The sequence below is a fragment of the Stutzerimonas stutzeri genome (genome assembly GCF_002890895.1).
In the GTDB taxonomy this organism is placed as follows: domain Bacteria; phylum Pseudomonadota; class Gammaproteobacteria; order Pseudomonadales; family Pseudomonadaceae; genus Stutzerimonas; species Stutzerimonas stutzeri_AB.
The window spans coordinates 350,141-373,479 of the sequence record NZ_POUL01000003.1; the positions used below are offsets into that span (position 1 = coordinate 350,141).

Genomic DNA, 23,339 nt, shown 5'->3' on the forward strand with positions numbered 1-23,339 from the left:
TGCGCCGATCGTCGGCGAAAGTACAGCGTCTGCGTTTGTATCAGTAGTATCGGGTCAGCTGTTCAGGAAGCCGGCCCAGGAACGGGGCGGCTTTCAAATATTTTGGGTTCGGTCACTCGGCAAGACATGGCTGCCGTAGTGGGGGAGGGAGTCCATGTCTGACGATGTGAAGCCTGATCGAGCTGACCGTTTTACGGTTATCGACGATCCGGTATCGATCCTGCTTCGCCTTGAGGGTACGAATCTTTCACTCAGCGAAATGCTGACCGAGGCGCTTCATGCGGTGCGCATGCACCTGGGTATGGATGTAGCGTTTATCAGCGAGTTTCGCGGCGGAAGCCGAGTGTTTCGCTACCTTGATGGCAACTTCGTGCCACTGCAGCTCGCCATTGGCGGCTCAGATCCGCTGGAAGACAGCTACTGTCAGCGTGTGCTGGACGGACGCCTGCCGGAGTTGATCCAGGACGCAGCGCTTCTGCCTGAAGCCCTTGCCATGCCAGTGACCAAGGCCCTGCCGGTTGGCGCACACCTCAGCGTGCCGCTGCGCTTCAGCGATGGGCGCCTCTACGGCACTTTCTGCTGTTTCAGCACGACCTCTGACGGCACGCTCAATGAGCGCGATCTGAACACTTTGAGGCTGTTTGCCGCATTCGCCGGGCGGTTGCTCGAGCGGCATGCGCTCAGCGAGATGCGCTATGCCGAAATCCATAGTCGCATCCGTTCGGTGCTGGAAGAACGAACGTACTCGGTGGTCTATCAACCGATCATTCATCTGCTCGAAAACCGGATTGTCGGGTATGAAGCCTTGGCGCGCTTCAGCGCAACGCCAGCGCGAACGCCCGATCTGTGGTTCGCCGAAGCGGCATCGGTCGGTCTGCAAGCAGAATTGGAAATTGCATTGATCGAGGCGGCGCTCAAAGGGCTCGCTTTTCTGCCGGAACAGACCTACATGTCCTTGAACGTCTCGCCGGCTACGGTGCTTACGGGGGCGCTCGCTGCAACGCTTGCGGGTCAGCCGCTGGACCGTTTGATCCTTGAAATAACCGAGCATGTGTCCATCGGCGACTATGAGATTGTCGCCAATGTCCTCGAACCACTTCGAGAGCAGGGGTTGCGACTGGCGGTGGATGATGCAGGAGCTGGATTTGCCAGCTTCCGTCACATCCTCAAGCTCAAGCCGGACGTAATAAAGCTGGATGGTAGCCTGATCCGCAACATCGATAGCAGCACCGATTGCCGCGCCCTGGCGGCCGCACTGATTCGCTTCGCTGAAGAAACGGGCAGCAAGGTCGTGGCTGAGTGCATCGAAACCGAAGCGGAGTTGGCGGTGCTGCGGGAGCTCAAGGTGAACAAGGCACAGGGCTTCCTGCTTGGTCGCCCGGTTCCCATCACCGCGCCGGTTTCCGCAGCGTTCGAGCAGGCTTTCTCGTAGCTGCATGAGAACTGGTATCGAAGGTCGCGCTGGGCATCGAGGGTTAACAGGGATGACGGGTAGTTGGCGTGATAGCGGTCCGATGCTGCCGACTGAGCGAGGGGGATGTAGGTTGAGATTGTTGGGAGCTGCTCTGAGGTTTACATGGCACCGCTGCAAAGGCTTGGTGTCGTGATGAACAGCTATTGAGTCAGTGAATGGGCCGCTAGACCTTGCCCCATAACGCCCCGAGGGCCGCTGCGCAAGGCAGGCTGATCGCAGAGGCTCGCAGCCGGGAACCGATCATCTGGAATCTCAGCAAGGCGTCTGAAACAAACCACACTGGCGACAAGTCTTAACCTTGCAGCGGGGCTGCAGCGTTAACCGTATTGCGGATAAGGCGATCCACTCAAGCCGTCGAAGCGAAACGGCTATTTCACCGGAGGTGTGAATGCTGCAGAACGTTCGGTTGGGCCCCGAAGTTTTCGAGGACAGGGGTGACGCGGCCTCCATGCTGCGGGATATAGAAACAGCGGGCCACTCGGTGGGCGATATGCTGTGCGAGGCGCTGCGCTCGGTGCGTTCGCATCTGGGAATGGACGTCGCGTTCGTCGCCGAGATGGTGCAGGGTTTGCGGGTGTTTCGCCATGTGTGTGGTCGTGACGACTCGCCACCGATATGTGTCGGCGGCTCTGACCCTCTTTCCGACAGTTACTGCCAGCGGGTCGTTGACGGCAGACTGCCGCAGTTGATCCCGGACACCAGCAAGCTTCCCGAAGCGGTGGCGCTGCCAATTACCGCCATCCTCGGTATCGGCTCCTATATCAGCGTGCCAATCCGCTTCAGCGATGGCCGTTTATACGGCACCTTCTGCTGCTTCAGTTCCAAGCCTGACGGCACCCTGAACGAGCGTGACCTGGACACCCTGCGGTTGTTCGCCGACTTTGCCGGCCGACTGCTCGAAACACAGGCCAGGGAGCAACGAGAACACGAGGAGCGGCTCGCACGGATCAATGGCGTGCTGAGCGAGCAGGCCTATAACGTGGTGTATCAGCCAATCTTCAACGTGCTACGGAACAGCGTGGTCGGCTACGAAGCGCTGGCGCGGTTCTCTGGTGAACCGCAACGTACCCCGGATCTCTGGTTTGACGAGGCCGAGCAGGTCGGTCTGCAGTGCGAGCTGGAAATGGCGCTTGTCAAGGAAGCGTTGAAAGGCCTGGGCGACATTCGCCGAGACTGCTACTTGTCCGTTAACGTCTCGCCGGAAACCATTCTGGCCGGCGCAGTCGGAGCGCTATTGGAAGGCCAGCCGCTGGACCGGTTGATGCTCGAGGTGACCGAGCATGCTTCGGTTCGTGACTATGACCTGATTGCCGAAGCGCTTGCGCCGATGCGAGCGAAAGGCCTGTTATTGGCCGTTGACGATGCAGGTGCCGGCTATGCGAGCTTTCGCCACATCCTCAAGCTCAAGCCGGACGTGATCAAACTCGACGGCAGCCTGATCCGTAACATCGACAGCAACCGCGACTGCCGAGCACTCGCTTCGGCGCTGATTCGTTTCGGCCAGGAAACTGAGTGCAAGATCGTCGCCGAATGCGTCGAGACGGAGGCTGAACTGGCCATTCTGCGGGAACTGCAGGTCAGCAAGGCGCAGGGCTATCTGCTTGGCTGCCCTCTGCCACTGGGTGACAGGCAGATGATCTAGACGAGGCCGCGACTGATAGCTGCAGCCCGCCTGGCTGCGACTATCAGTGTGGCAGGCTCTGTGGGCTCAATTACCCCGGTAGGTCGAGAAACCGTATGGGCTGAGCAACAGCGGGATGTGATAGTGCGGCACGGTACCGTCCACCTCGAAGATCACCGGAACCTCCGGGAAGAAGCTCGCCGTGTCGTGTGCCTCGAACCAGTCACCGGTTTTGAAGGTGACACGGTAGGTGCCTTTTTCCAGCGCCTTGCCTTGTGGGTACAGCGCCGTGATGCGGCCCTGCTGGTTGGTGACGCCATCGTTCAGCACAGCCCACTGGTTGCCGTTCTGCTTTTCCAGGGTGACCTTTACATCGGGCGACGGCAGGCCATCGTTGAGGTTGAGCACATGCACGCTGAGCGGGTTGTCGGCCGCCATGGCGAGGCTGGAAAGACCGGCGAGGACGAGACTGGCGCAAAGGGTTTTCAAAGAAGTCATAGGTGTTTCTCCGATCAGGATTTGGAAGGCAGCAGCTGAGCGATCGCCTGGGTGGCGCAGGCTTCGTCGGTTTCGGCGCCGCCGGCACCGGCTACGCCGATGGCACCAATCACCTCAGCGCCGACCCGCAGCGGAACGCCGCCGCCAAGTAGCAGCAATTCGTCGAAGGTGTTGAGGTTGGCGGCGTCCGGGTTGTTGCGTGCACGCTCACCGAACAAGCGGGTGGGCGTCTTGCTCGACAATGCGGTATAGGCCTTGCGCTGTGCCGCGATGGTGTTGTGCGGACCGACATTGTCATCACGCTGTAGCGCGACGAGGTTGCCGCCGCGATCAACCACTGCCACAGCGGCAGTACGGCCGTCGGCATGGCAGGCGGCCATGGTCGAGTCGAGCAGGGCGTTGGCCAGTTGCAGCGATACGTTCTGCTGGTTAACGGGTTGTGGCGTGGCGGCCAGCGCCTGGGCACTGGCAAGCGCCAGGCCGAGCAGCGACAGGGGAACAATGCGCATCGGTTTCTCCTCAATGGGCTCCGTGGAGCAGGTGGCGCCATCCTGTGCTGGCGGCCCCGTCAAACCCATTGCCGGTGGATTACGTATTTGTAATGGGATAAACGCACTGGCCGGCCTAGCCTATGCGCCTCGCCCGGGAGGTACAAATGCGCATACTGGTGGTGGAAGACGAATTCAAGACAGCCGACTACCTACGCAAGGGCTTGAGCGAATCCGGCTATCTGGTGGAGGTTGCGCTCAATGGTCTGGATGGCCAGCACCTGATTCAGGAGAGCGAGTTCGATCTGATCATTCTCGACGTCATGCTGCCCGGCATCGACGGCTGGCAGCTGTTGCAAATCGTGCGGCGCAAGGCGCAGACGCCGGTGCTTTTTCTCACCGCACGCGATGCCGTGGAGGATCGGGTCAAGGGCCTCGAACTGGGCGCTGACGATTACCTGGTGAAGCCGTTTTCCTATGCCGAGCTGTTGGCGCGGGTGCGCACCTTGCTGCGTCGCGGGCCGCCGCGCGAGGTCGAGCATTTCAGGGTGGCCGATCTGGAGCTGGACCTGCTGCGCCGTCGCGTCAGCCGCAACGGCGAGCGGCTGACGCTGACCAACAAGGAATTTGCGCTGCTGCATCTGCTGCTCAGCCGCGAAGGCGAGGTACTGTCGCGAGCGCAGATCGCTTCGCAGGTCTGGCAGATGAATTTCGACAGCGACACCAATGTGGTGGATGTCGCCATTCGCCGCCTACGCGCCAAGGTGGACGACCCCTACCAGCCCAAGCTGATCCATACCGTACGCGGCATGGGCTACCTGCTGGAGGCGCCGGAATGAGCCTGATGCCACGCTCGTTGAGCCTGCGGCTGGCGCTGATGTTCGCGGTGGTCAGCACGGCACTGCTGGGCGCAATCGGGTTTTATCTGTACCAGTCACTGGAGCGCGAGATCGCCTGGCGCGACGATCAGGCCTTGCTGGGTCGGCTGGAGCGCATGCGAGCCCTGCTCGATGACAGCGATAGCATCGAGGCATTGCGTGAGCGGCCCCAGCTCTACGCCAACATGCTCGGCAATCGGGACAACCTGCTCTGGGTGCTGGGGGAGGGCGGCCAGCCGCTGATCGAGATCAACCCCGTTCAGTTGGCGATCCCGCAGCTGCCGCTTGAGGCGCAGCCGCAACTCGATGACCTTGACGACAAGGCGCGCCTGGCCTGGGTGCATATCGAGCGGGCGGAGGGCGGTCTGACGCTGATTGCCGGCAAATTGCTGGCCGAGCGTGGGCAGATGCTTGCGGCGTACCGCCTGAAGCTCTGCCTGGCGCTGGCAGCCGGCGCGCTGCTGGCGTTTCTGTTGGGCTGGCTGGTGAGTGAGCGCGGGCTGCGGCCGGTGCGTCAGCTGACCCGCCGCGCATTGGCGATCGACGTCCAGCACCTGCACCTGCGAATCGACGATTGCGCCGAGTTGAGCGAGCTGCGGGCCTTGAGCGATGCACTGAACCAGATGCTGGCGCGGCTGGAGGCGGGTTTCACCCAGCTGTCGAGGTTTTCCGAGGATCTGGCGCACGAGATGCGTACCCCGCTGAGCAACCTGATGGGGCAGACCCAACAGGCGCTGCGCCGGGTGCGTTCGCTGGAGGACTACCAGAGCCTACTGGCATCAAACCAGGAGGAGTACGAGCGCTTGGCGCGCATGATCAACAACATGCTGTTCCTTGCACGTACCGAACAGGCAAACGAACAGGTCGGCCTGGAGGAGATCGATCTGGCCGAAGCGGTGGAGCAGCTCGGCGACTATTTCGAAGGCATTGCCGAAGAGCACGGCATGCGCCTGCACAAAGAGGCAACCGGCAAGCTGCGCGCCGATCCCGAGCTGCTGCGCCGGGCACTGGCCAACCTGATCGCCAATGCGCTGCGCTACGGCGAGGCGGGGACGGTCGTCACCGTGGCCAGCCAATGCACGGGCGATCGAATCGTGATCAGCGTCGCCAACAAGGGGCCGGCGATTCCTCCAGAGCACCTGCCGCGCCTGTTCGACCGCTTTTATCGGTGCGATCCGTCCCGTGCCGAGCCGGGCGACTCTGGCGGGCTGGGACTGGCAATAGTGCGCTCGATCATGCAGTTGCACGGGGGTGAGGTGCGGGTGACAAGCGACGCATCAGGCACCAGCTTCAGCTTGTCCTTTCCTTGTTGAGCGCGGCTTCCACCGGGCGGCCCGGCTGAACCTTTGTCGAAACGGCACAGTCGACTTAACAGGTTGGCCGTGTTTGTTCCGGCCCGTTCAAAAGCCCTTAGGAGGAATCTTCATGGATACCAAAGACACCATTTCCGTACTCAACGATCTCATCGAAACCAGCAAGGACGGTGAGAAGGGTTTTCGCGAGTGCGCTGAGGATCTGAAGAATCCGCAGCTGAAGACCACCATGAACCAGCGTGCCCAGGATTGCGCCACGGCGGCCGCCGAGCTGCAGCAATTGGTACGCACCCTGGGTGGCGACCCAGAAACCACTACCAGCACTGCAGGTGATATGCACCGCCGCTGGGTTGACCTCAAGACGATGGTCACCGGCAAGGACGACGAAGCGATTCTCAACGAGTGCGAGCGTGGCGAAGATGTCGCCCTCAAGAGCTACCGCAAGGCGCTGGAAAAAGACCTGCCGATGGATGTGCGTTCAGTCGTGGAGCGCCAGATGCAGGGCGTGCAGCGCAACCATGATCAGGTCAAAGCACTGCGCGACGCCGAACGCGCCCGCAGCTGATCGATCGATCAAATGAAGAACGCCGGCCATAGTGCCGGCGTTCCTGTTTCCGGGACCTCGCTGTGGCTAGCGGTGCAGTTCAGCCAAGCTGCTAAGCTTCATCCCTTCGTGCATCAGGGAGCTGGCTGCTCATGAACTCTTTCGTATCACCGTCGGATGGCGATACCAGCGCTCAGCGTGCCGAGCTGGCACGGTTGGTCGAGGGTGCCGTCAGCGGCGACGGGATGCACCCGACCGCTATCGAGCCGTTGCATCTGATCCGCTGCGCAAAGCCCGGCGAGATGACCTACGGGCTGCACAAGCCGGCGTTGTGCGTCATCGTGCAGGGCGGCAAGGAAGTGCGCCTGGCCGACGAGCTGTATCGCTACGACCCGCTGCACTATCTGGTGGTGTCGGTGACGTTGCCGGTCGCCGGCTGCGTCATTCGGGCGTCCAGCGATGAGCCTTACATCTGCGTTCGGCTGGACATCGATCCGTCGCTGATTGCCGGGCTGGTCGCTGAGGCCAGCCTGCCTCCGACGCCGAAGGACACCGAGGGGCGCGGCCTCTATCTGGACCGTATCGACGCGCCGCTGCTGGATGCCACGCTTCGGCTGGTGCGCCTGCTGAGCAATCCGAATGACATTCCGGTCCTGGCGCCTCTGGCCTTGCGCGAGATTTTCTACCGCCTGCTCTGCGGCCCGCAGGGGCATCATCTGCAGGCGGTGGCGCTGCAAGGGAGTCAGTCGCACCGGGTCAACGATGCTATCGAATGGCTCAATCGCAACTACGTCGAGCCGCTGCGCATCGAGGAGCTGGCGCGACGGGTCAATCTCAGCAGCTCCAGCCTGCATCATCGCTTCAAGGCGCTTACCGCCATGAGCCCGCTGCAGTACCAGAAGCAGCTTCGCCTTCAGGAAGCTCGCCGCTTGCTGATGGCCGAAGGGTTGGAGGTGTCGGCGGCGGGTTATCGGGTCGGCTACGAGAGCCCATCCCAATTCAGCCGCGAATACAGCCGGCTGTTCGGTGCCTCCCCGGTCAAGGATCTGGCCCGCCTGCGCAACAGCGCCTGATCTCAACGCGCCGAGTCGTGTCCTCTGCTGGGCTTGATCTCGAAGGCAATCGACCAGTTGTAGAGCGGGTAGGGCTTATCCACCAGCGCTTCAATATTGGCTTCGTCCGGCATGCCTTCATCGGGCAGGTATTCGTAATTGGCGTCCGCGACGGTGGGGTCACTGTCATGCAGTTCACCGGCGCCGCCTGTCGCATGGCTGGCGTAGCGAATCGTCGGGACGCCCACCAGATCGCGGCCAACCACCAGGCGCAACACGGTATCGGCAGCGGCTTCGATGTTTTCCACCGGTACCTTGCCCTTGTCATCGGTGATGACGAAACCGTAGTTCTCGATCATTTGCGCCTTGTGCCCAAGATAGGGCTCGCTGAAGGCCAGCGGCGGATGAGGTACGTGAAAGTCCATCAGAATTTCACGGCCTTCGACCGTCGCGTGCAGAGGTGATAACGGTTGCCAGCCGCGCTGCTCGACCACCACCTGGTGGAGTACTTTGCCGAGCATCTGGCCGAACCAGCGGTAGCCATTGGCCGACAGATGCGTGCCTTTGTCGACGTAGGGATAGACGGGGCCGGCCAGGTACCAGTTGGGCTCTTCCTTCGCCAGCTCCCACTGCGCAAGGCCGATGTCCAGGCTGCCATCGACGACCGATGTCTTGGCGTCGGTCTGGTAGCTGATGAACGCGGGCATCCGCTCCTGGCCGATGGCCTTGGCCGTGTCCTCGTTCATGTCGTTGCGCAATTGACGCAGCATCTTCTTGTAGGTGGCCTTGTCGTTGACCCCGCCCTGTACCTCGGCATAGTCGTATTCGCCTTGCAGCCAGAACAGGGCGCTGAGGTTGTAGCTGGCGTCATCGGCCTGCGCGACCTGCCGGGCCTGATCCACCGCTTGGAGCACGCGCTTGTATTCGTGGGTGCCGCCGACCTTGGACAGCTGAGCAATGGAGCGGCCCGACGTCGCAGCGTTACTGGCGACGAGCAAATGCTCCGGGTCGGCCTCGATGCCTTTGCTATCGAGATAGAGCCGTCGGGCCATGTTCAATGCGCCGACTTCCACCGACTCGCCTTCTTCCTGGGCCTTTTCTTCCAGCTGCGCAACGGCGTCGGCATCGAGCAGAACCTTCGGGTCGCGTTTGAGTTGCACCACCGCCTGGAGCGGCTTGAACGCGGCGCCGCCGACCGGGACGAAGCGATCGCCGCTAAAGGTGGCCGAGCGCGTCGAATCTCCCAGCATGAGGTTGTCATAGCCCGGCTGCTTGGATAGCGCAGGCCAGCCCTCGGCAGCCGATGCCAGCGACTGGCCGAAAGTGATGACGTGGTTGTACTTCGCATCGAGGGCCGGCGGCTGATGCTTGGGATGCTCGATCATCTCCTGGCTCCAGCGCTTGTTCTGGGCATCGCGCGCAGCGATGGCCGGTTCATCGGCGTGGGCTAGCAGTGGGGCGCCTGAAAGCAGGAGGCCGGTAAAAGCGGCATAAACGATCGGATTTCTAGGGAGCATGAAGGCTCGGCTGGACTGGCTGGAAGCAAAGGGCATCGATCGGATCCTTGTGATTGAAGCGCAAACGAGCGCGATGCAAGGGAGACGGGAGCTTGCGGCATACCGTAAAGGCAGGGCTCGCGTTTCGACGATCTGGGAGGCGCTTAGTTCTGGAGGGATGTGCAAGCCATCAAGGCGATACACGTCGCGAGCAGTGGGGCAGTGCGGATTCAACAGGCTTTCGATGCGACAAGCCGGTCGATGACCGGAGTGCGCGTTCGGAGAGGACCAGTCACACGATTCGCGAGCAAGCTCGCTCCGACACCAAGCATGCTGCGGTCGACCGGGAAACGGCGTTCGTCCACGGCATGCGCCAAGGCAGAACGATCAGGCCTCGATGACTTCGACTGCGCTCTTGAGCGCCGCAGCCAGTTCTTCCAGCCGATAGGGTTTTGCCAACACCTGCACGCCTTCGGCTTCGGCCGATTGTTTGATCGCTTCGGCGTAACCACTGGTGAGCAGCACGGGCACGCCGAATTGACGCGCACGGATTTCGCGGGCCAGGTCCAGGCCGTTCATGCCGCCGGGCATCATCACGTCGGAGAACACCACATCGACCTCGCGCTCATTGGCGAGCGCACCCAGCGCTGCCGCGGCGCTGGCGGCGTACGTCACTTCGTAGCCAAGGTGCTCGAGCATCTCGCCGACCAGCGCCGCTACCTCTTCATCGTCATCCACCAGCAGTACGTTGCCGGCCGAACGCCGGGCCGGTTCGTCCACCGGTGGCTGATCCTTGGTGGGGTTCGGCAGGTTCACCGAGCGCGGCAGCAGCATCACGACGCTGGTGCCCTGGCCGCATTCGGAATCGATCCACACCGTGCCGCCGGATTGACGTGCGAAACCATAGACCTGCGCCAATCCGAGGCCCGAACCCTTGCCAATTTCCTTGGTGGTGAAAAACGGGTCGAAGACCCGGTTGCGAACGTCATCTGGTATGCCGACGCCCGAATCGATGACCGCCAGGCGAACGAAATCGCCCCTGCGACCGAGCACTTGCTGATCGGGCGCGTTGCAAGCCTGCAGAAGAATCGAGCCGCCCTCAGGCATGGCATCACGCGCATTGACGGCGAGGTTGAGGATGACCAGCTCCAGCTCACCTGGGTCGACTTCCACGGGCCAGAGATCGGGCGCGAACTCTTCCTTGACGTGCACGTCGCCGCGCAGGCTGCGGTCGAGCAGCTCGCGCATCTGGCTGATCCGCTGAGCCAAGTCGACAGCCTCAGGCGCCAGGGATTGACGGCGTGAAAAGGCCAGCAATTGGCGAGTGAGCGCAGAGCCACGCTGGGCGGCTTGGCGCATGCCGTCCATGAGGCGCTTGCGGCGCTCCATGTCGTCGCGGCGGTCGAGCATGTCGAGCCCGCCGGAGATCACCATCAACAGGTTGTTGAAGTCATGTGCGATGCCGCCGGTAAGCTGGCCGATGGCTTCGATCTTCTGCGTTTGCCGCAGGGTTTCTTCGATGTGCGCGCGCTCGGCCATCTGCGTGCGCAATTCGAGGTTGGTGCGTTCCAGCTCGCTGGTGCGTTCGACCACCAGTGCTTCGAGCTCCTGCGACGCCCGTTCGCGTGCCTCGATCAGGGCGCGCACTTCGTACTGGCGCAGCCGTCCGCGTACCGCGGCCTGCACGGCACTGGTCAGGGTGATGCTCTGCACCGGACGTTCGAGCAGCGAAACATTGCGCAGCGCCGCGACCATGCGTTGCCGCCAGGCGGCAACAGCGGGTTGCTGGTGCTTGCTGGTGAGGACCACGAAAGGAAAATCCGACCAGGGCGGTTGTCGATCGACCCAGTCCGATAGCGCTTGAAGGTCATGGCCGAACAGGCCTTCCTCAGCGATGAACACGGCAGACGCGTCGGTTTCGGCGCGTTGCAGCACTTCGTCGACGCCGTGACAGACCATCGCATCCATGCCGCTGCGGCGTAGCAGCTCGGCTGTGGCCGGGCCATCCCGGCCAATGGGGGCATAGACAACGATCCGCGGATGCTCTGATTTAGTGGGCGTTGTCATGCTCGTCTGTCAGTAGCTGAGTCGCATCACCGGTGTATTCCGGTGTGCCCGATAGAATGCCGCTGAAGTGACTCAGCGGTGGCCCGACCTGAACGCCACTGGCGCTGAGGCGGTACTCGCGAACGGTGTTCTCATGCCGCCCGCTGCGCTTTTTGACAACAGACAAGGCCCTGCGAACGATACCGGTGTGCTCGAAGTAGCGCAGCATGATAACCGCATCGCTTAAGTAGCTGATATCGATGGGCGTATCCATCGGGCCCACCAGGCCATGCTGGGCCAGCACCATGATACTGATCACACCTTTCTGCCCCAGGTAGCTCAGCAGCTCGTGCATTTGCAGGATCAGAAAACGGCCGTCCGGCATCGCATGCAGGTAGCCGTTGAGGCTGTCCAGAATCACCAGCCGCGAGCCTTGCTCTTCCACACCGCGCCTCACGGCTGCGGTGAATTCGCCGGGCGACAGCTCCGCCGGGTCGACCTGTTGCAAATGCAGCAGGCCCTGTTCGACCCACGGCTCGACGTCGAGACCCAACGAGCGTCCACGTGCCATTAAGGTGCCGATATTTTCGTCAAAGACGAAAAAGGACACCTGCTCACCGCGCTTGCACGCTGCGACCGCAAAGCTCAATGCCAATGAAGACTTTCCGACACCGGCAGCACCCACGAACAGGGCATTGGTGCCCCGCTCCAGTCCGCCGCCGAGCATGGTGTCCAGCGCTGCATTCCCGCAGGAAGCCGCTTCGCCGATGTAATTCGAATGATGCTCTGAGGCGATCAGCCGAGGGAAGATTTGCAACCCGCCCTTGCGTATGACGAAGTCGTGATAGCCACCGCGGAACTGGATACCGCGCATCTTCACGACGCGCAGACGCCGCCGCTCCGCACCATAGTCGATGGCCAACTGTTCCAGCATGACCACGCCGTGTGAGATCGAATGCAGCTGCAGGTCGCCCAGTTCGGAGGTCTGGTCATCCAGCAGAATCACGGTGCAACGGCGCGTGGTGAAGAAGTGCTTGAGCGCCAATACCTGGCGCCGATAGCGCAGCGGGCTCTGCGCCAGCAGGCGCATTTCCGAGAGGCTGTCGAAGATCACTCGGGTCGGATTGGTTTGGGTCACACGGTCGAAGACTTGCTGAGTGGTTTCGCTCAGCTCCATCTCTGCCGGGTGCAGCACCGTCAGCTCGAGCTCTGGGTCGAGGCTGTCTTCCGGGGTAACGAGCTCGAATACGTCGACACCCTCGAGCGACCAGCCGTGACGCTTGGCGACCAACTCCAACTCCTGCTTGGTCTCCGACAGGGTGACGTAGAGTACGCGCTCACCCTGGCGGACGCCTTCGAGCAGAAACTGCATGGCGATGGTGGTTTTGCCAGCGCCCGGGCTGCCTTCATAAAGGTACATGCGATTGGCATCGAGGCCGCCGCCGAGGATGTCGTCCAGGCCTTCGCTGCCGGTGGAAATACGTGGGAGTTCGTCGTCCGCGTTGAAGGAAAGATCACTTGAATCGGTCATTCCGTACTCCTTACGCAGGCTTCTATTTCAAAGGAAGCCGCGTTGGTTGTTCCTGCCGGCCAAGTCCTTAATCCAGGCAAGGCCATGCGGAACACGCCCGTAAAATGCCTGGTAGGCGGGTCGGGCAAAAAAACCTCTCGAACGATCGTCAGAGGCGTGCCGAGCGAGCTTATTACAGGTGTTCGGCGGACGATAGCCGAGGGGCGTAGTCAGCTAATCCGACTCGCTTTTCCACGGCCCGTTCCGTGTCAGGCTCTTTGCCAGCTGCGCTCAGGAGGGCTTTTCATGCGGGTAATGGCCTGCCACGCCACCGGTCGCTGGCGTTTCGCCAGTTGCTCCGAACGGGCTACTGACGTGTTGATGATGTAACAGGTTGCAACCATTGCCCCTTGGTTCACCTGGGCGGCTGCTCCATGATCATCCTTTGCCTGTGACAGGTAGCCTGCATGTCTCGTTTCTCTCGCCCATCGACGTCAGCGCTGGGGCGCTTCCTCAACCTTGGTGGCACTGGCGCCCGGATAGCAGGCAATCTGCTGGTGCAGCGCATCACACCCGGCAAGGCGCGTATCGACTGGGAGCCGGTCGGCTCATTGCTCGGCGAGACGCTAGGGCAGATGAAGGGCCCGGTGCTCAAGCTCGGCCAACAGGCTTCGCAATGGCAGGACGTGTTGCCCCAGCCGATAAGCGCGGCGCTGTCTCGTCTACAGAACCAGGTTCCATCGCTGCCGTTCGCCTCGCTAGAGTCCTACCTGCAGCGTCTCTATGAAGGGCAGCTGTACGAGCTATTCGAAGCCATCGAACCCCAACCTGCGGCAGCGGCGTCATTGGGGCAGGTACACCGCGCACGTGATCGGCAGGGGCGGGCGCTGATCATGAAGGTCCAGTATCCAGGCATTCGCGGCATCTGCGATGCTGACCTCCGGCAGTTGCGTCGCTTGATGCCGCTGGGGCGGCTATTCGGCACGCCCTCGGCGCGGCTCGAATCCGTCTACCGTGAGCTTCAGGGCGCTATCGACCAGGAGCTCGACTACGAGGCCGAGCGCAACAACCTCGAGCGCTTTCGCCAGCATTTCAGCGACTGGCCTGGCCTGCGCATCCCGTATGCCGTCCCCACATTGTGCCGCCCGGGCGTGCTGGTGCTGGAGGAAGTGCCGGGGCGCTCAATGAACGAGGTCGACCAGGCGGCCCTCGAGGTCCGGCAACAGCTGGCCGAAGCGCTGTGCGACTGGCTTGCCGAGCAGGCGTTCGGCCTGGGACTGCTGCACGCGGACCCGCACCCAGGCAATCTTGCCTGGACCGAGACCGGGGAACTGGTTGTCTACGACTTCGGCAGCGTCGTGCCGCTGCCGGAGCGCTTGCTGCGTGCTTATGTACAGATCTTCGACGCCCTGCGCGGTCCCTCCAGTGAGGCGCTGGAGGCGGGCTTCCAGGCACTCGGAGGGCGCCAGCCCGGCAGCGCGCCGCCCCATAGCCTGTATCGACGCATCCATTTGCTGCTGCATCCGCTGCTGCAACCGGGCGCGGAATGGGATTTCCGCGGCGCGTCCCTGCATCAGCAGCTGGTCGAGCTCTCGCCTTTGCTGATGTCCGCACTCGGCAGTCTGCAACCGGCGTCCGGTACGCTACTGGTCAATCGAACGCTGGAAGGGCATTACTGGAACCTCTACCGGCTCGGCGCCTGTCTGCCGGTGGCCGACCTGCTGGCGAAGCACATCGAGCAATGGTGCACCGGTTTGCCCGACAAACCAGGCTAAGCGCTCAACCTTAAAGTCGGACCCGACCATTCCAATCAGGCCTGATCGCGGCCAGAGGCAAACAGGATGCAGATGGATTCTCTTCCCGAGGGATATCGCGCGCTGGTCATCGGTGCCTCTGGCGGCATCGGTGCTGCGCTGGTCGAAACGTTACGGGCGGACCCGCGTTGCGCCTCGGTAACCGAACTGGCGCGCTCAACCACACCGCCGCTGGACCTAACCGACCCCACCAGCATCGGACAGACCGCGACGGAGGTAGCCGGGCAGGGCCCGTTCCACCTCATCATCAATGCGGCCGGCGTGCTGCACAACGACGCTTTCATGCCGGAAAAGCGCCTCGCTGACCTCGATCACCAGCAGCTGCTCGACACTTTTCAGGTGAACACCTTCGGCCCCGCGCTGTTGCTGCGACACTTCTGCCCATTGCTCGACCGCCAGCGCGGTGTATTGGCCATGCTCTCAGCCAAGGTCGGCAGCATCGGCGACAACCGCCTCGGCGGCTGGTACAGCTACCGCGCTTCCAAGGCCGCGCTGAACATGCTGATCAAGACGGCTGCCATCGAGGTCAAGCGCAGCCAGCCGAATGCCGTGTTGCTGGCGCTGCACCCTGGCACCGTTAACTCCCGCCTTTCACAACCTTTCCGCGGCAGCGAAATAGGCCGGCCTGCCAGAGAGGCGGCCGATGACCTGCTGCGCGTCATCGACGGGCTGGGGCCGGAGGCCAGTGGTGGGTTTTATGCGTATAGCGGAGAGGCGTTGCCGTGGTAATCACTGCTTGTCGGGGCGAGCCGGGATGGGGCTGCCGTTCTGCTGAAGACAGATATATGTCTGCTCGGGCTTGATGGGCGGGCGGCTGCTTTAGGTCAAAGCAGACAAATCATCCTGCACCACCACATTAGCAGCGCTAAATTTCAAGCAGGAGCGTGACGACTTAATTTTGCGGAACATCTTGCGTGCAGGGTTCAAAAATTCTGCAAGAAGCCAGCGCCACCGTTGAGCGCTGCCGAGGCAGCCGGCGAAGGCAAAGTATGCAGCTACCATCCGTCTGATCCAGGACCTGCGCATATATCAGGAAAATACTATGTATACAAAGGTCAACATGGGATTGGCGGTCGGATTTGAGTATATTCGCTTCGAGGGAACCGCAGCGCACAGATAAACCCCGGCACACGCGAACATAAGACAGGCTTTGGCAGATGGATCTATACAAGCAGGTGCTGTTCGCACTTATGTTTCTGCTGGCAGTGGAACAGACATGTGCCGCATCACAGTTGGTAATTGACCAGGGCCCAGTCGAACTGACCGACTTTAATATGGGTTACCTCGTCGATCCCTCGCGTACCCTAACTTTTGAACAGGCCAGAACTCAGCCGTTCAAGGAAACCAGCAACCGGACCTCCTTGGGCACTGATGCGCGGGTTGCTTGGTATCGGCTGGCTCTGAAGAATGCATCGAGCGCGGATCAAAAGCTGTTTGTCCATCTGCCACACGCCTACCATCTACGCTCAGTCAGTGTTTATCAGGAGCGAGACGGCGAGCTGCGGCGGCACGAAGTGCTAGACCTGAGCCAAACTGCCGGTTCCGATTTGATGTATCGCGGGACTGTAGTTTTCCCTCTGACGCTGGCGGCGCACCAGTCCACTACGCTCTACGTGCGCAGCTTCTCTTATTCGCATCAGTGGTTTGCAGTCGAAATCTTTGATGAACAAGCCTCGCGCCTAGCACTGGTAAGTATAAACACCGATATAGCCCTGATGGTCGGAATGCTACTCGCGCTAGTGCTTTACAACGCGTTGCTATATTTCGCTACCAGTAATAGAGAAAATATTTACTACTCGCTGTATCTGATTTCCGGACTGACTTGGATTGCACTGTCCTACGGCCTGATCGCCAGTGTGTTCAACGGATATGGTGACGCGGTTTTCCAGCTGAACATGTCACTGATCACAATGCCGATCTTCCTGCTGCTATTCATGATGGCTATCTTCGAAACCAAATTGTTTTACCCGACCGAGCACCGTTTTTTACAGGGATTGATTGCACTCCTAACAGCGACCCTTGTCTGGTCTGTATTCGATATCTCCGCTGCGCTCAAACCGGCAAGCAGCTTGGCGGCGCTTATGATGCTGGTCACCTTTTCGGTCAGCATCTCGCTGTACCGTAAGGGCCATCCGCTCGCAAAGTACTTCTTGGTCGGTCATAGCTTCTTCGTATTGTTCAACATCCTCGCCGTGCTCACTTATAAGGGCTTACTTTCGCCGAGTTACGTAAGCAGCCACGGGGTGGGTATCGGTATCGTGCTCGAAGCGCTGACCCTGGCATTCATCATCTCTCACCGTATCAAGCTGCTGGAAAACATGCGCGCCTCCCAGGAGGACCTGAAGAAGCAGGCCGCCACCGATCCGCTAACCAAGTTGTATAACCGACGGTTCTTTTTCCCAGAATCAGACTATTTGCTGGAGTTGGCCAGACAGACCCGCACTCCGATGTCGATCGTGACCCTGGATATAGACCACTTCAAGCGCATCAACGACTCCCATGGCCATGCCTGTGGTGACAAGGTCATCATGTATCTGGCGAAAACACTGAAAGAGGAAAGTCGCACTGTTGACCTTGTTGCTCGTTTGGGCGGCGAAGAGTTTGTTGTCCTGCTGCCAGGTGCCAACCTGTTGGAAGCCAGTCAGTGTGCTGAGCGTATCCGTCTTGCAGTGCAGGCGCTGGCAGTCGCTGTCAGCATAGGCGAGAACATTCAGGTAACTGCAAGCATTGGCGTCGCGGAGATCAATATCGAGCAAGAGAGTATTGAAACCGCGCTGGGGCGCGCCGACAGGGCGCTGTACGACGCCAAGAAAAGCGGGCGCAATCGCGTGTGCCAAGCAGAGCCCGTTGTGATGTCCAGCGTCCAGGCGTTGGCTGATCAAGTAACCGCTTAAATCAGGCGGTGCTCTGTAACCCTTTAAATTGAGTCACGGCGCTACGTCTCCGCATAGTGGAGTCACTATTGGCTGTATATCCATACAGATAAATCTTGCTTCAGGCATTACCGCTGCGCATGCTGTGCGTTATCGACGATTGACCTAGTGACGACCCGATGCGGCTGTTTCTCTGCGAAAAACCCTCCCAGGCCAAGGACATTGCCCAGGTGCTTGGTGCCACTCGGCGTGGCGATGGCTGCTGGGTGGGCGCGGGCGTTACCGTCACTTGGTGCATCGGCCACTTGCTGGAAACCGCGCCGCCAGACAGCTACGACGCGCGGTACAAACGCTGGGTGCTGGCGGATCTGCCCATCGTGCCGGAGCGCTGGAAAATGCAGGTCAAGCCCAAGACCGCGAGCCAGTACAAGGCGGTCAAGCGGTTGCTGGGAGAGGCGCGAGAACTGGTCATTGCCACTGATGCCGACCGCGAAGGCGAAATGATCGCGCGGGAGCTGGTCGAGCATTGCCGGTATCGCGGGCCGATTCAGCGGCTGTGGCTGTCGGCACTGGACGATGCCTCAATTCGCAAGGCACTCGGCGCACTGCGTGCGGGCGCGGACACCTTCAATCTGTATCAGTCGGCCCTGGGCCGTTCACGGGCGGACTGGCTGATCGGCATGAACATGAGCCGGTTGTTCACCTTGCTCGGACAGCAGTCCGGCTATCAGGGTGTGCTGCCGGTGGGCCGCGTGCAGACACCAACGCTGCGGCTGGTGGTCGATCGCGATCGCAGCATTGCCGGCTTCGTGCCGCTGCCGTTCTGGGCCATCGAGGCGCAGCTGCTGGGTGATGGCGCGCCGTTCACCGCGCAATGGCGAGCAGCGGACGATCGTTGTGATGATCAGGGCCGCTGCCTTGACCAGAACCTTGCGCAGCAGGCTGCAGAGGCCATGCGTCAGGCGGGGGAAGCGAGACTGCAGAAGCTCAAGACCGAGCGCATGCGAGAAGCAGCACCACTGCCGTTCGATCTCGGAACGCTGCAGGAAATTTGTTCGAAAAAGCTCGGGCTGGGCGCTCAGGAGACCCTTGATATCGCCCAGTCACTTTACGAAACCTACAAGCTGATCACCTACCCGCGCAGCGATTGCGGCTATCTGCCGTTGAGCCAGCACAGCGAGGCGCCCGCGATTCTTGCAGCGCTGGCCGGGGCTGACTCGACACTGGCCGCGCTCAAGCCGCATCTGGATCCGCGGCGCAAGTCGCGCGCCTGGAATGACGCCAAGGTAGGCGCGCACCACGGCATCATCCCTACCGCCGCGGCGCGCTCGCTGGAGCGGCTGACGGGCAAGGCGCGTGCGGTTTACACGCTGATTCGCGCTCGTTACCTGGCGCAGTTTCTGCCGAGCCACGAGTACGATCGCACCCAGGCAGACTTCGATTGCGCCGGTGAGGCGCTGCGAGCGATGGGCAAGCAAGTTGTCGAACCGGGTTGGAAACGCGCCTTGCCTGAAGCGCTTGCGGCCAGCCGTGGGCGATCCGCTGATGCGGCGAATGCGTCGGCGCAAAGCTTGCCGGTGTTACAACAGGGGCAGGTGTATCCGGTGGCCGATATCGTGCTCAAGGACCTCTGGACCCAGCCGCCCAAACCCTTCACCGAAGGCGACTTGATCAAGGCCATGAAGAGCGTCGCCAAGCTGGTGGATGACCCCAAGTTGAAACAGAAGCTCAAGGACACCACTGGCATCGGCACCGAAGCGACCCGCGCGGGGATCATCCAGGGCCTGCTCGACCGTGGCTACCTGACCAAACAGGGCAAGGCGTTGGCCGCAACCCCGGCAGCCTTCAGCCTGATCGACGCCGTTCCGCGCGCCATCGCCGACCCCGGCACCACTGCGATCTGGGAACAGGCCCTGGACATGGTGCAGAGCGGTGAGATGAGCCTGGAAGAGTTCGTCAGCAAGCAATCGGCGTGGATGAGCAAGCAGGTGGAGCGGTGCAAGGGCGTTCGCTTGAATATCACTGGCCCGGCCACGCCTGGCGGTCGCGGCGCGCCCTGGAAAAAGCGCAAGGGTGCTGGACGCAAAACGGCGCCGCGCAAGGGCCGGGCGGCCAGATCACCGAGCCCGGCGTGAGGCTCTATTAGGTCCCGGTGAGAGACTGCAGCAGGTAATAACAGCCGCTACCCAGCACGGCCGTTATGATCAGGCCCAGCCGTGTTGCCACGGCGATGCCCGCGACCAGTGCCAACGCAACCCCGGCAGCCAATGGCGCCTTGGTGGCCTCGCTGTAGAGGATGTACACGGCAAAGTTGATGAACACGGCGGTTGGTAGTACGCGTTCGAGCAGCCGCTGGGTTGTGTCGGTCAGGTCGATGCTGACGAATACCGGCAGGATGCGTACCAGGCAGCTAGTGGCGAATAGGGCCGCGATAGCCAGCAGTACGGAAGTCGTCATGCACGCACCTTCGAAAGCACAAAAGTGGCGAGCAGCACGCTGGGTATCCAGAAATACAGCGGGCCTAGTAGCAGGATCAGTAGCACGGCGAGTGCTGCACAGAGCACCACTGCCAACAACAGGCGCGCTTTGCCTGCATCAAACTGTGGCAGCCGAGCACGCAACTGACAGATCGAGAGATACATCAACACCACGCTTGCTGGAAACCCGAGGTTCAGGTCGGCATCGAGCCAGGCCGAAGGAATCAGGCGACCCATCAAGGCGCCCGCCACTCCGGCGATCACCCAGGTCAGGAAAAGGCTGCCGCGGATCATCGCCAGCTGAGCCCAGGAGTCCGTTTCGCGCTCGCTGGCATAAGCCTCGTCGCCGAGCATGTGGGCCAGCAGTGCGCGTGGTGCCCGGCTCCTGGGCAAGCGCGCTGCCGAAACGTAGGCAATGGGCAGATAGCGACTGTTGATCGAGGCGGTGAGCAGTAACATCGTGAGGAACCCGGCGCCGGAATCGGCCAGCGGCAAAACGGCAAACTGTCCGCTTCCGGTAAAACCCAGCAGGCCAATCAGCGCGACTTCGAGCGGGCTCCAGTCGGAGCGGCCGGCCAACACGCCGAACAACAGGCTGACCGGGATGATTGCCAGCGCAGCGGGCGCGACCCGGCGCAAGGCGTCGAAGGGGCGGTATGCGGTGGCTTCCATCTATTACTATCCTTTTGCTCGCGCCATGGTGCGCTTATCGCACCGAGCCAAGCAGTCTAAACCGGCGCTCTTTCTGTCGTCTCGCGTGACAGTGTTCATCAACATTTTTCGATTTGACTGCTATCGGCTCAGCAGGCCCAACTGTTCGCGATTAGAATGCGCGCGCCTTTTTCGAGACGACCGATCATGCAGCCCGACGCCCTCGCTACCCTGCAGCACCACCTCACCCAAGCCCTGACCCAGGTGCCCGACGAAACCCGACGGATATTTCACGGGCGAGGGCGCTGCTGGGCCGGGCTTGAGCACGTCACGGCGGACTGGCTGCAAGGGGTGGTATTGATCTCGCTGTTCCGCGAGCCGGCCGCATCGGAATTGGATGCACTGGTCGAGATGCTTTCTGTCCTGACGAGAGGACCAGCCTGGAAGGCGAGCGGGGCGCATACGCTTTTGCTGCAACACCGCTATCTGCCGGATAGCCACATGCAGCAGCTGCTGGGCGAGCCTATCGAGGAATGGCTGATCAGCGAGAACGGCCTGCGCTACAAGCTTGACCTGGGCATCAAGCAAAACAACGGGCTGTTTCTCGACATGCGTTACGGCAGGCGCTGGGTTCAGCAGCAGGCCGCCGGCAAGCGCGTGCTCAATCTTTTCGCCTACACCTGCGGCTTTTCCGTCGCTGCGATCGCGGGTGGCGCTGAGCATGTGGTCAACCTCGACATGGCACGCGCCGCGTTGAGTCGGGGTCGGGACAACCATCGGCTCAACGAACATGACCTGAGCCGGGTCAGTTTCCTCGGCCATGAGCTGTTCAAATCCTGGGGCAAGGTGAAAAAGACCGGTCCCTACGATCTGGTCATCATCGACCCGCCGTCTTTCCAGAAGGGCAGCTTTGCGCTGAGCCGCGATTATCAGAAGATCCTCCGGCGGTTGCCCGAGTTGCTTACCGAGAACGGGACGGTGCTGGCCTGTATAAATGACCCGGATACGGGGCCGGACTTTCTTGTCCAGGGCATGGCGACCGAAGCGCCGGAACTGGTGTTTCAGGAGCGCCTGGAAAACCCGCCGGAGTTCCCCGACATCAGCTCCGACAGTGGTCTCAAGGCATTGGTTTTCACCCGTCGCTCGACATAGAAGCAGCGATCCGAGTCTAGGGCTGAAGCAACGCCAACAGACAGGACCTGGCGCTGGCATATGGTTTGGCGAATAGCTCCGATGGCGCATATAGCCGGATTAGTCGATGTGGGATGGAAGCGAAACTGCCGGCACACGGCCGGCAGTTTTGGCTGCTGCGACGTCAGTGTTGGCTAACAATCGCCATGTTGTTGAGACCTGCCTGGCTGATCAACGCGGTGTTGCCGATACCGCTCTGCATGACGTCTGCGGTGTGGTTGCTGCCGCTCTGCATGATCGTAGCTGTGTGGCTCTGGCCGTTCTGAACCAGGTCTGCCTCGTTGAACAAACCGTTCTGGCTGACGCTGGCCACGTTGAGGTCGCCGTCCTGGTCGATGTCGACGTTGTTATTGACACCCGTGCTAGAGCCGGTGATGCGGTTGCTGTCACCGTCCTGATGCGCCGCCAGGATGTTGCCGACGTCCGACTGGGAGAAGTTCAGCTCGTTGTATTTGCCCTGCTGCTCGACTTCGGCTTGATTGTAGCCGCCGCGCTGGTCGACCTTGGCGATCTGTCCGCGTCCGTCCTGGTCGATCACGGCTGCGTTATCGAGGCCTGTCTGGTTGGCGGTAGCCGTGTTGCCATTGCCGCGCTGATCCAGGGTTGCCTTGTTCAGGTTGCCCTGCTGATACACGAAGCCGTTCTGATTGCTGCCGCGTTGGTCTACGTTGACTGTGTTGTATTTGCCGCTCGAGTAGGCGTAGGCCTCTTGGTTGCGTCCGGCTTGATACACATCGGCGTTGTTAGCCGTGCCAATTTGCTCAACTTCGGCTACCGAGCCACTGCTCCAGGTCTGCACCACCTCAGCCATGTTCCGATCGCCCAGCTGATCGACCAAGGCGCGATCACCGGAGCTTAAAGTCTGGCTCAGGGTAGCCTCGTTGAGGTTGCCGTCCTGATACAGCGAACTCTTGCTGCCGTTGACTGCGGACTGGTAGCTGGTCGCTGAGTTGTCAGTGCCGTCCTGCTTGGTGAACGCTTCGGCGCCATAGCTAACGCCCTGCTCAGTCTTGGCAGTGTTGCCCTGGCCGCGCTGGCGCTGTTCAGCGCTGCTGCCCAAGGTGCCGCTCTGGCTGACGCTGGCTTGATTCGCGTGTCCGTACTGCCACTGCACGGAGCGGCTGTTGAAGGCCAGGGTCTGGTTGACGTCTGCCTCATTAAAATTGGCGGTCTGGGTCTGCAGCGCGGAGGAGGACGAAGAGCCGGTCTGCTCGACCATTGCGTCGTTGCCCCAGCCGCTCTGCACCTGTTTGGCCATGTTGGAACTGCCGAAGCTTTGGGCTACCTCGGCAACATTGTTTACACCGTTCTGGCGCTGTTCGGACGTGTGATCGGCGGCCATAGCCTGAGCGGCGGCAACGGTCAGCAGGGCAGCTACAAGGGGTTTGATCTTGAACATTGTTGTATCTCCAT

The 23,339-nt window shown here is 61.2% G+C and carries 19 protein-coding genes; 11 read left to right on the plus strand and 8 right to left on the minus strand.

Going from position 1 to position 23,339, the window contains the following annotated elements; all coding sequences use genetic code 11:
• Positions 1-154 precede the first annotated feature (154 nt).
• Complete coding sequence (locus CXK96_RS07330) at positions 155-1,432, plus strand: sensor domain-containing phosphodiesterase (RefSeq protein ID WP_102835814.1); 1,278 nt, start codon at positions 155-157, stop codon at positions 1,430-1,432.
• A gap of 430 nt (positions 1,433-1,862) precedes the next feature.
• Positions 1,863-3,116: a sensor domain-containing phosphodiesterase gene (locus CXK96_RS07335; RefSeq protein ID WP_102835815.1), complete on the plus strand. Its 1,254-nt coding sequence runs from the start codon at positions 1,863-1,865 to the stop codon at positions 3,114-3,116.
• Between the two features lie 66 nt (positions 3,117-3,182).
• On the opposite strand, the gene uraH is transcribed toward CXK96_RS07335, so the two are convergent.
• Together uraH and CXK96_RS07345 are read right to left on the minus strand one after the other, a co-directional pair.
• Positions 3,183-3,593: a hydroxyisourate hydrolase gene (gene uraH / locus CXK96_RS07340; protein ID WP_102835816.1), complete on the minus strand. Its 411-nt coding sequence runs from the start codon at positions 3,591-3,593 to the stop codon at positions 3,183-3,185.
• Positions 3,594-3,607: 14 nt separating this feature from the next.
• Positions 3,608-4,102: a GlcG/HbpS family heme-binding protein gene (locus tag CXK96_RS07345; protein WP_102835817.1), complete on the minus strand. Its 495-nt coding sequence runs from the start codon at positions 4,100-4,102 to the stop codon at positions 3,608-3,610.
• Between the two features lie 146 nt (positions 4,103-4,248).
• Between CXK96_RS07345 and CXK96_RS07350 the strand changes: the two genes are divergently transcribed.
• The 4 genes from CXK96_RS07350 to CXK96_RS07365 all read left to right on the plus strand — a co-directional run bounded on the left by CXK96_RS07350 (position 4,249) and on the right by CXK96_RS07365 (position 7,889).
• Complete coding sequence (locus CXK96_RS07350; RefSeq protein WP_102835818.1) at positions 4,249-4,920, plus strand: heavy metal response regulator transcription factor; 672 nt, start codon at positions 4,249-4,251, stop codon at positions 4,918-4,920.
• The gene (locus tag CXK96_RS07355) at positions 4,917-6,272 is read left to right on the plus strand and encodes a heavy metal sensor histidine kinase (protein WP_102835819.1); all 1,356 of its coding nucleotides are present in this window, start codon (positions 4,917-4,919) and stop codon (positions 6,270-6,272) included. The genes CXK96_RS07350 and CXK96_RS07355 overlap by 4 nt, the downstream gene beginning before the upstream one ends.
• Positions 6,273-6,384: 112 nt before the next feature.
• On the plus strand, positions 6,385-6,837 hold the full coding sequence (locus CXK96_RS07360; protein WP_102835820.1) for a ferritin-like domain-containing protein: 453 nt from the start codon (positions 6,385-6,387) through the stop codon (positions 6,835-6,837).
• 131 nt (positions 6,838-6,968) lie between these two features.
• Positions 6,969-7,889: an AraC family transcriptional regulator gene (locus CXK96_RS07365; RefSeq protein WP_102835821.1), complete on the plus strand. Its 921-nt coding sequence runs from the start codon at positions 6,969-6,971 to the stop codon at positions 7,887-7,889.
• A gap of 2 nt (positions 7,890-7,891) precedes the next feature.
• Here the strand turns inward: CXK96_RS07365 and CXK96_RS07370 are convergent, their stop codons facing one another.
• From CXK96_RS07370 to CXK96_RS07380, 3 genes are all read right to left on the minus strand, one after another.
• A complete protein-coding gene (locus CXK96_RS07370; protein WP_423835183.1) occupies positions 7,892-9,385 on the minus strand; it encodes a sialate O-acetylesterase in 1,494 nt (497 codons plus the stop codon).
• Between the two features lie 366 nt (positions 9,386-9,751).
• Positions 9,752-11,431, minus strand: a complete 1,680-nt coding sequence (locus tag CXK96_RS07375) for a response regulator (protein ID WP_102835823.1) — start codon at positions 11,429-11,431, stop codon at positions 9,752-9,754.
• Positions 11,415-12,941: an ATPase domain-containing protein gene (locus CXK96_RS07380; protein WP_102835824.1), complete on the minus strand. Its 1,527-nt coding sequence runs from the start codon at positions 12,939-12,941 to the stop codon at positions 11,415-11,417. Before CXK96_RS07380 ends, CXK96_RS07375 begins: the two co-directional genes overlap by 17 nt.
• Positions 12,942-13,387: 446 nt before the next feature.
• On the opposite strand from CXK96_RS07380, the gene CXK96_RS07385 reads away from it, so the two are divergent.
• The 4 genes from CXK96_RS07385 to CXK96_RS07405 all read left to right on the plus strand — a co-directional run bounded on the left by CXK96_RS07385 (position 13,388) and on the right by CXK96_RS07405 (position 19,742).
• On the plus strand, positions 13,388-14,695 hold the full coding sequence (locus CXK96_RS07385; protein ID WP_102835825.1) for an ABC1 kinase family protein: 1,308 nt from the start codon (positions 13,388-13,390) through the stop codon (positions 14,693-14,695).
• 66 nt (positions 14,696-14,761) lie between these two features.
• Positions 14,762-15,463 (plus strand): SDR family NAD(P)-dependent oxidoreductase, encoded by a 702-nt coding sequence (locus tag CXK96_RS07390; RefSeq protein WP_102835826.1) that lies wholly within the window; start codon positions 14,762-14,764, stop codon positions 15,461-15,463.
• 428 nt (positions 15,464-15,891) lie between these two features.
• Positions 15,892-17,628 carry a sensor domain-containing diguanylate cyclase gene (locus tag CXK96_RS07400; RefSeq protein ID WP_102835828.1) on the plus strand — a complete coding sequence of 579 codons (1,737 nt, stop codon included), beginning with the start codon at positions 15,892-15,894 and terminating at the stop codon, positions 17,626-17,628.
• 158 nt (positions 17,629-17,786) lie between these two features.
• Positions 17,787-19,742 (plus strand): DNA topoisomerase III, encoded by a 1,956-nt coding sequence (locus CXK96_RS07405; RefSeq protein ID WP_102835829.1) that lies wholly within the window; start codon positions 17,787-17,789, stop codon positions 19,740-19,742.
• Between the two features lie 7 nt (positions 19,743-19,749).
• On the opposite strand, the gene CXK96_RS07410 is transcribed toward CXK96_RS07405, so the two are convergent.
• Both CXK96_RS07410 and CXK96_RS07415 read right to left on the minus strand, forming a co-directional pair.
• Entirely contained in the window at positions 19,750-20,064 is a 315-nt protein-coding gene (locus tag CXK96_RS07410) for an AzlD domain-containing protein (protein ID WP_102835830.1), read from the minus strand.
• Complete coding sequence (locus CXK96_RS07415; protein ID WP_102835831.1) at positions 20,061-20,756, minus strand: AzlC family ABC transporter permease; 696 nt, start codon at positions 20,754-20,756, stop codon at positions 20,061-20,063. Before CXK96_RS07415 ends, CXK96_RS07410 begins: the two co-directional genes overlap by 4 nt.
• A gap of 186 nt (positions 20,757-20,942) precedes the next feature.
• Between CXK96_RS07415 and CXK96_RS07420 the strand changes: the two genes are divergently transcribed.
• Positions 20,943-21,887 carry a class I SAM-dependent methyltransferase gene (locus CXK96_RS07420; protein ID WP_102835832.1) on the plus strand — a complete coding sequence of 315 codons (945 nt, stop codon included), beginning with the start codon at positions 20,943-20,945 and terminating at the stop codon, positions 21,885-21,887.
• Positions 21,888-22,050: 163 nt separating this feature from the next.
• Here the strand turns inward: CXK96_RS07420 and CXK96_RS07425 are convergent, their stop codons facing one another.
• Positions 22,051-23,325, minus strand: a complete 1,275-nt coding sequence (locus tag CXK96_RS07425) for a hypothetical protein (RefSeq protein WP_102835833.1) — start codon at positions 23,323-23,325, stop codon at positions 22,051-22,053.
• Positions 23,326-23,339 lie beyond the last annotated feature (14 nt).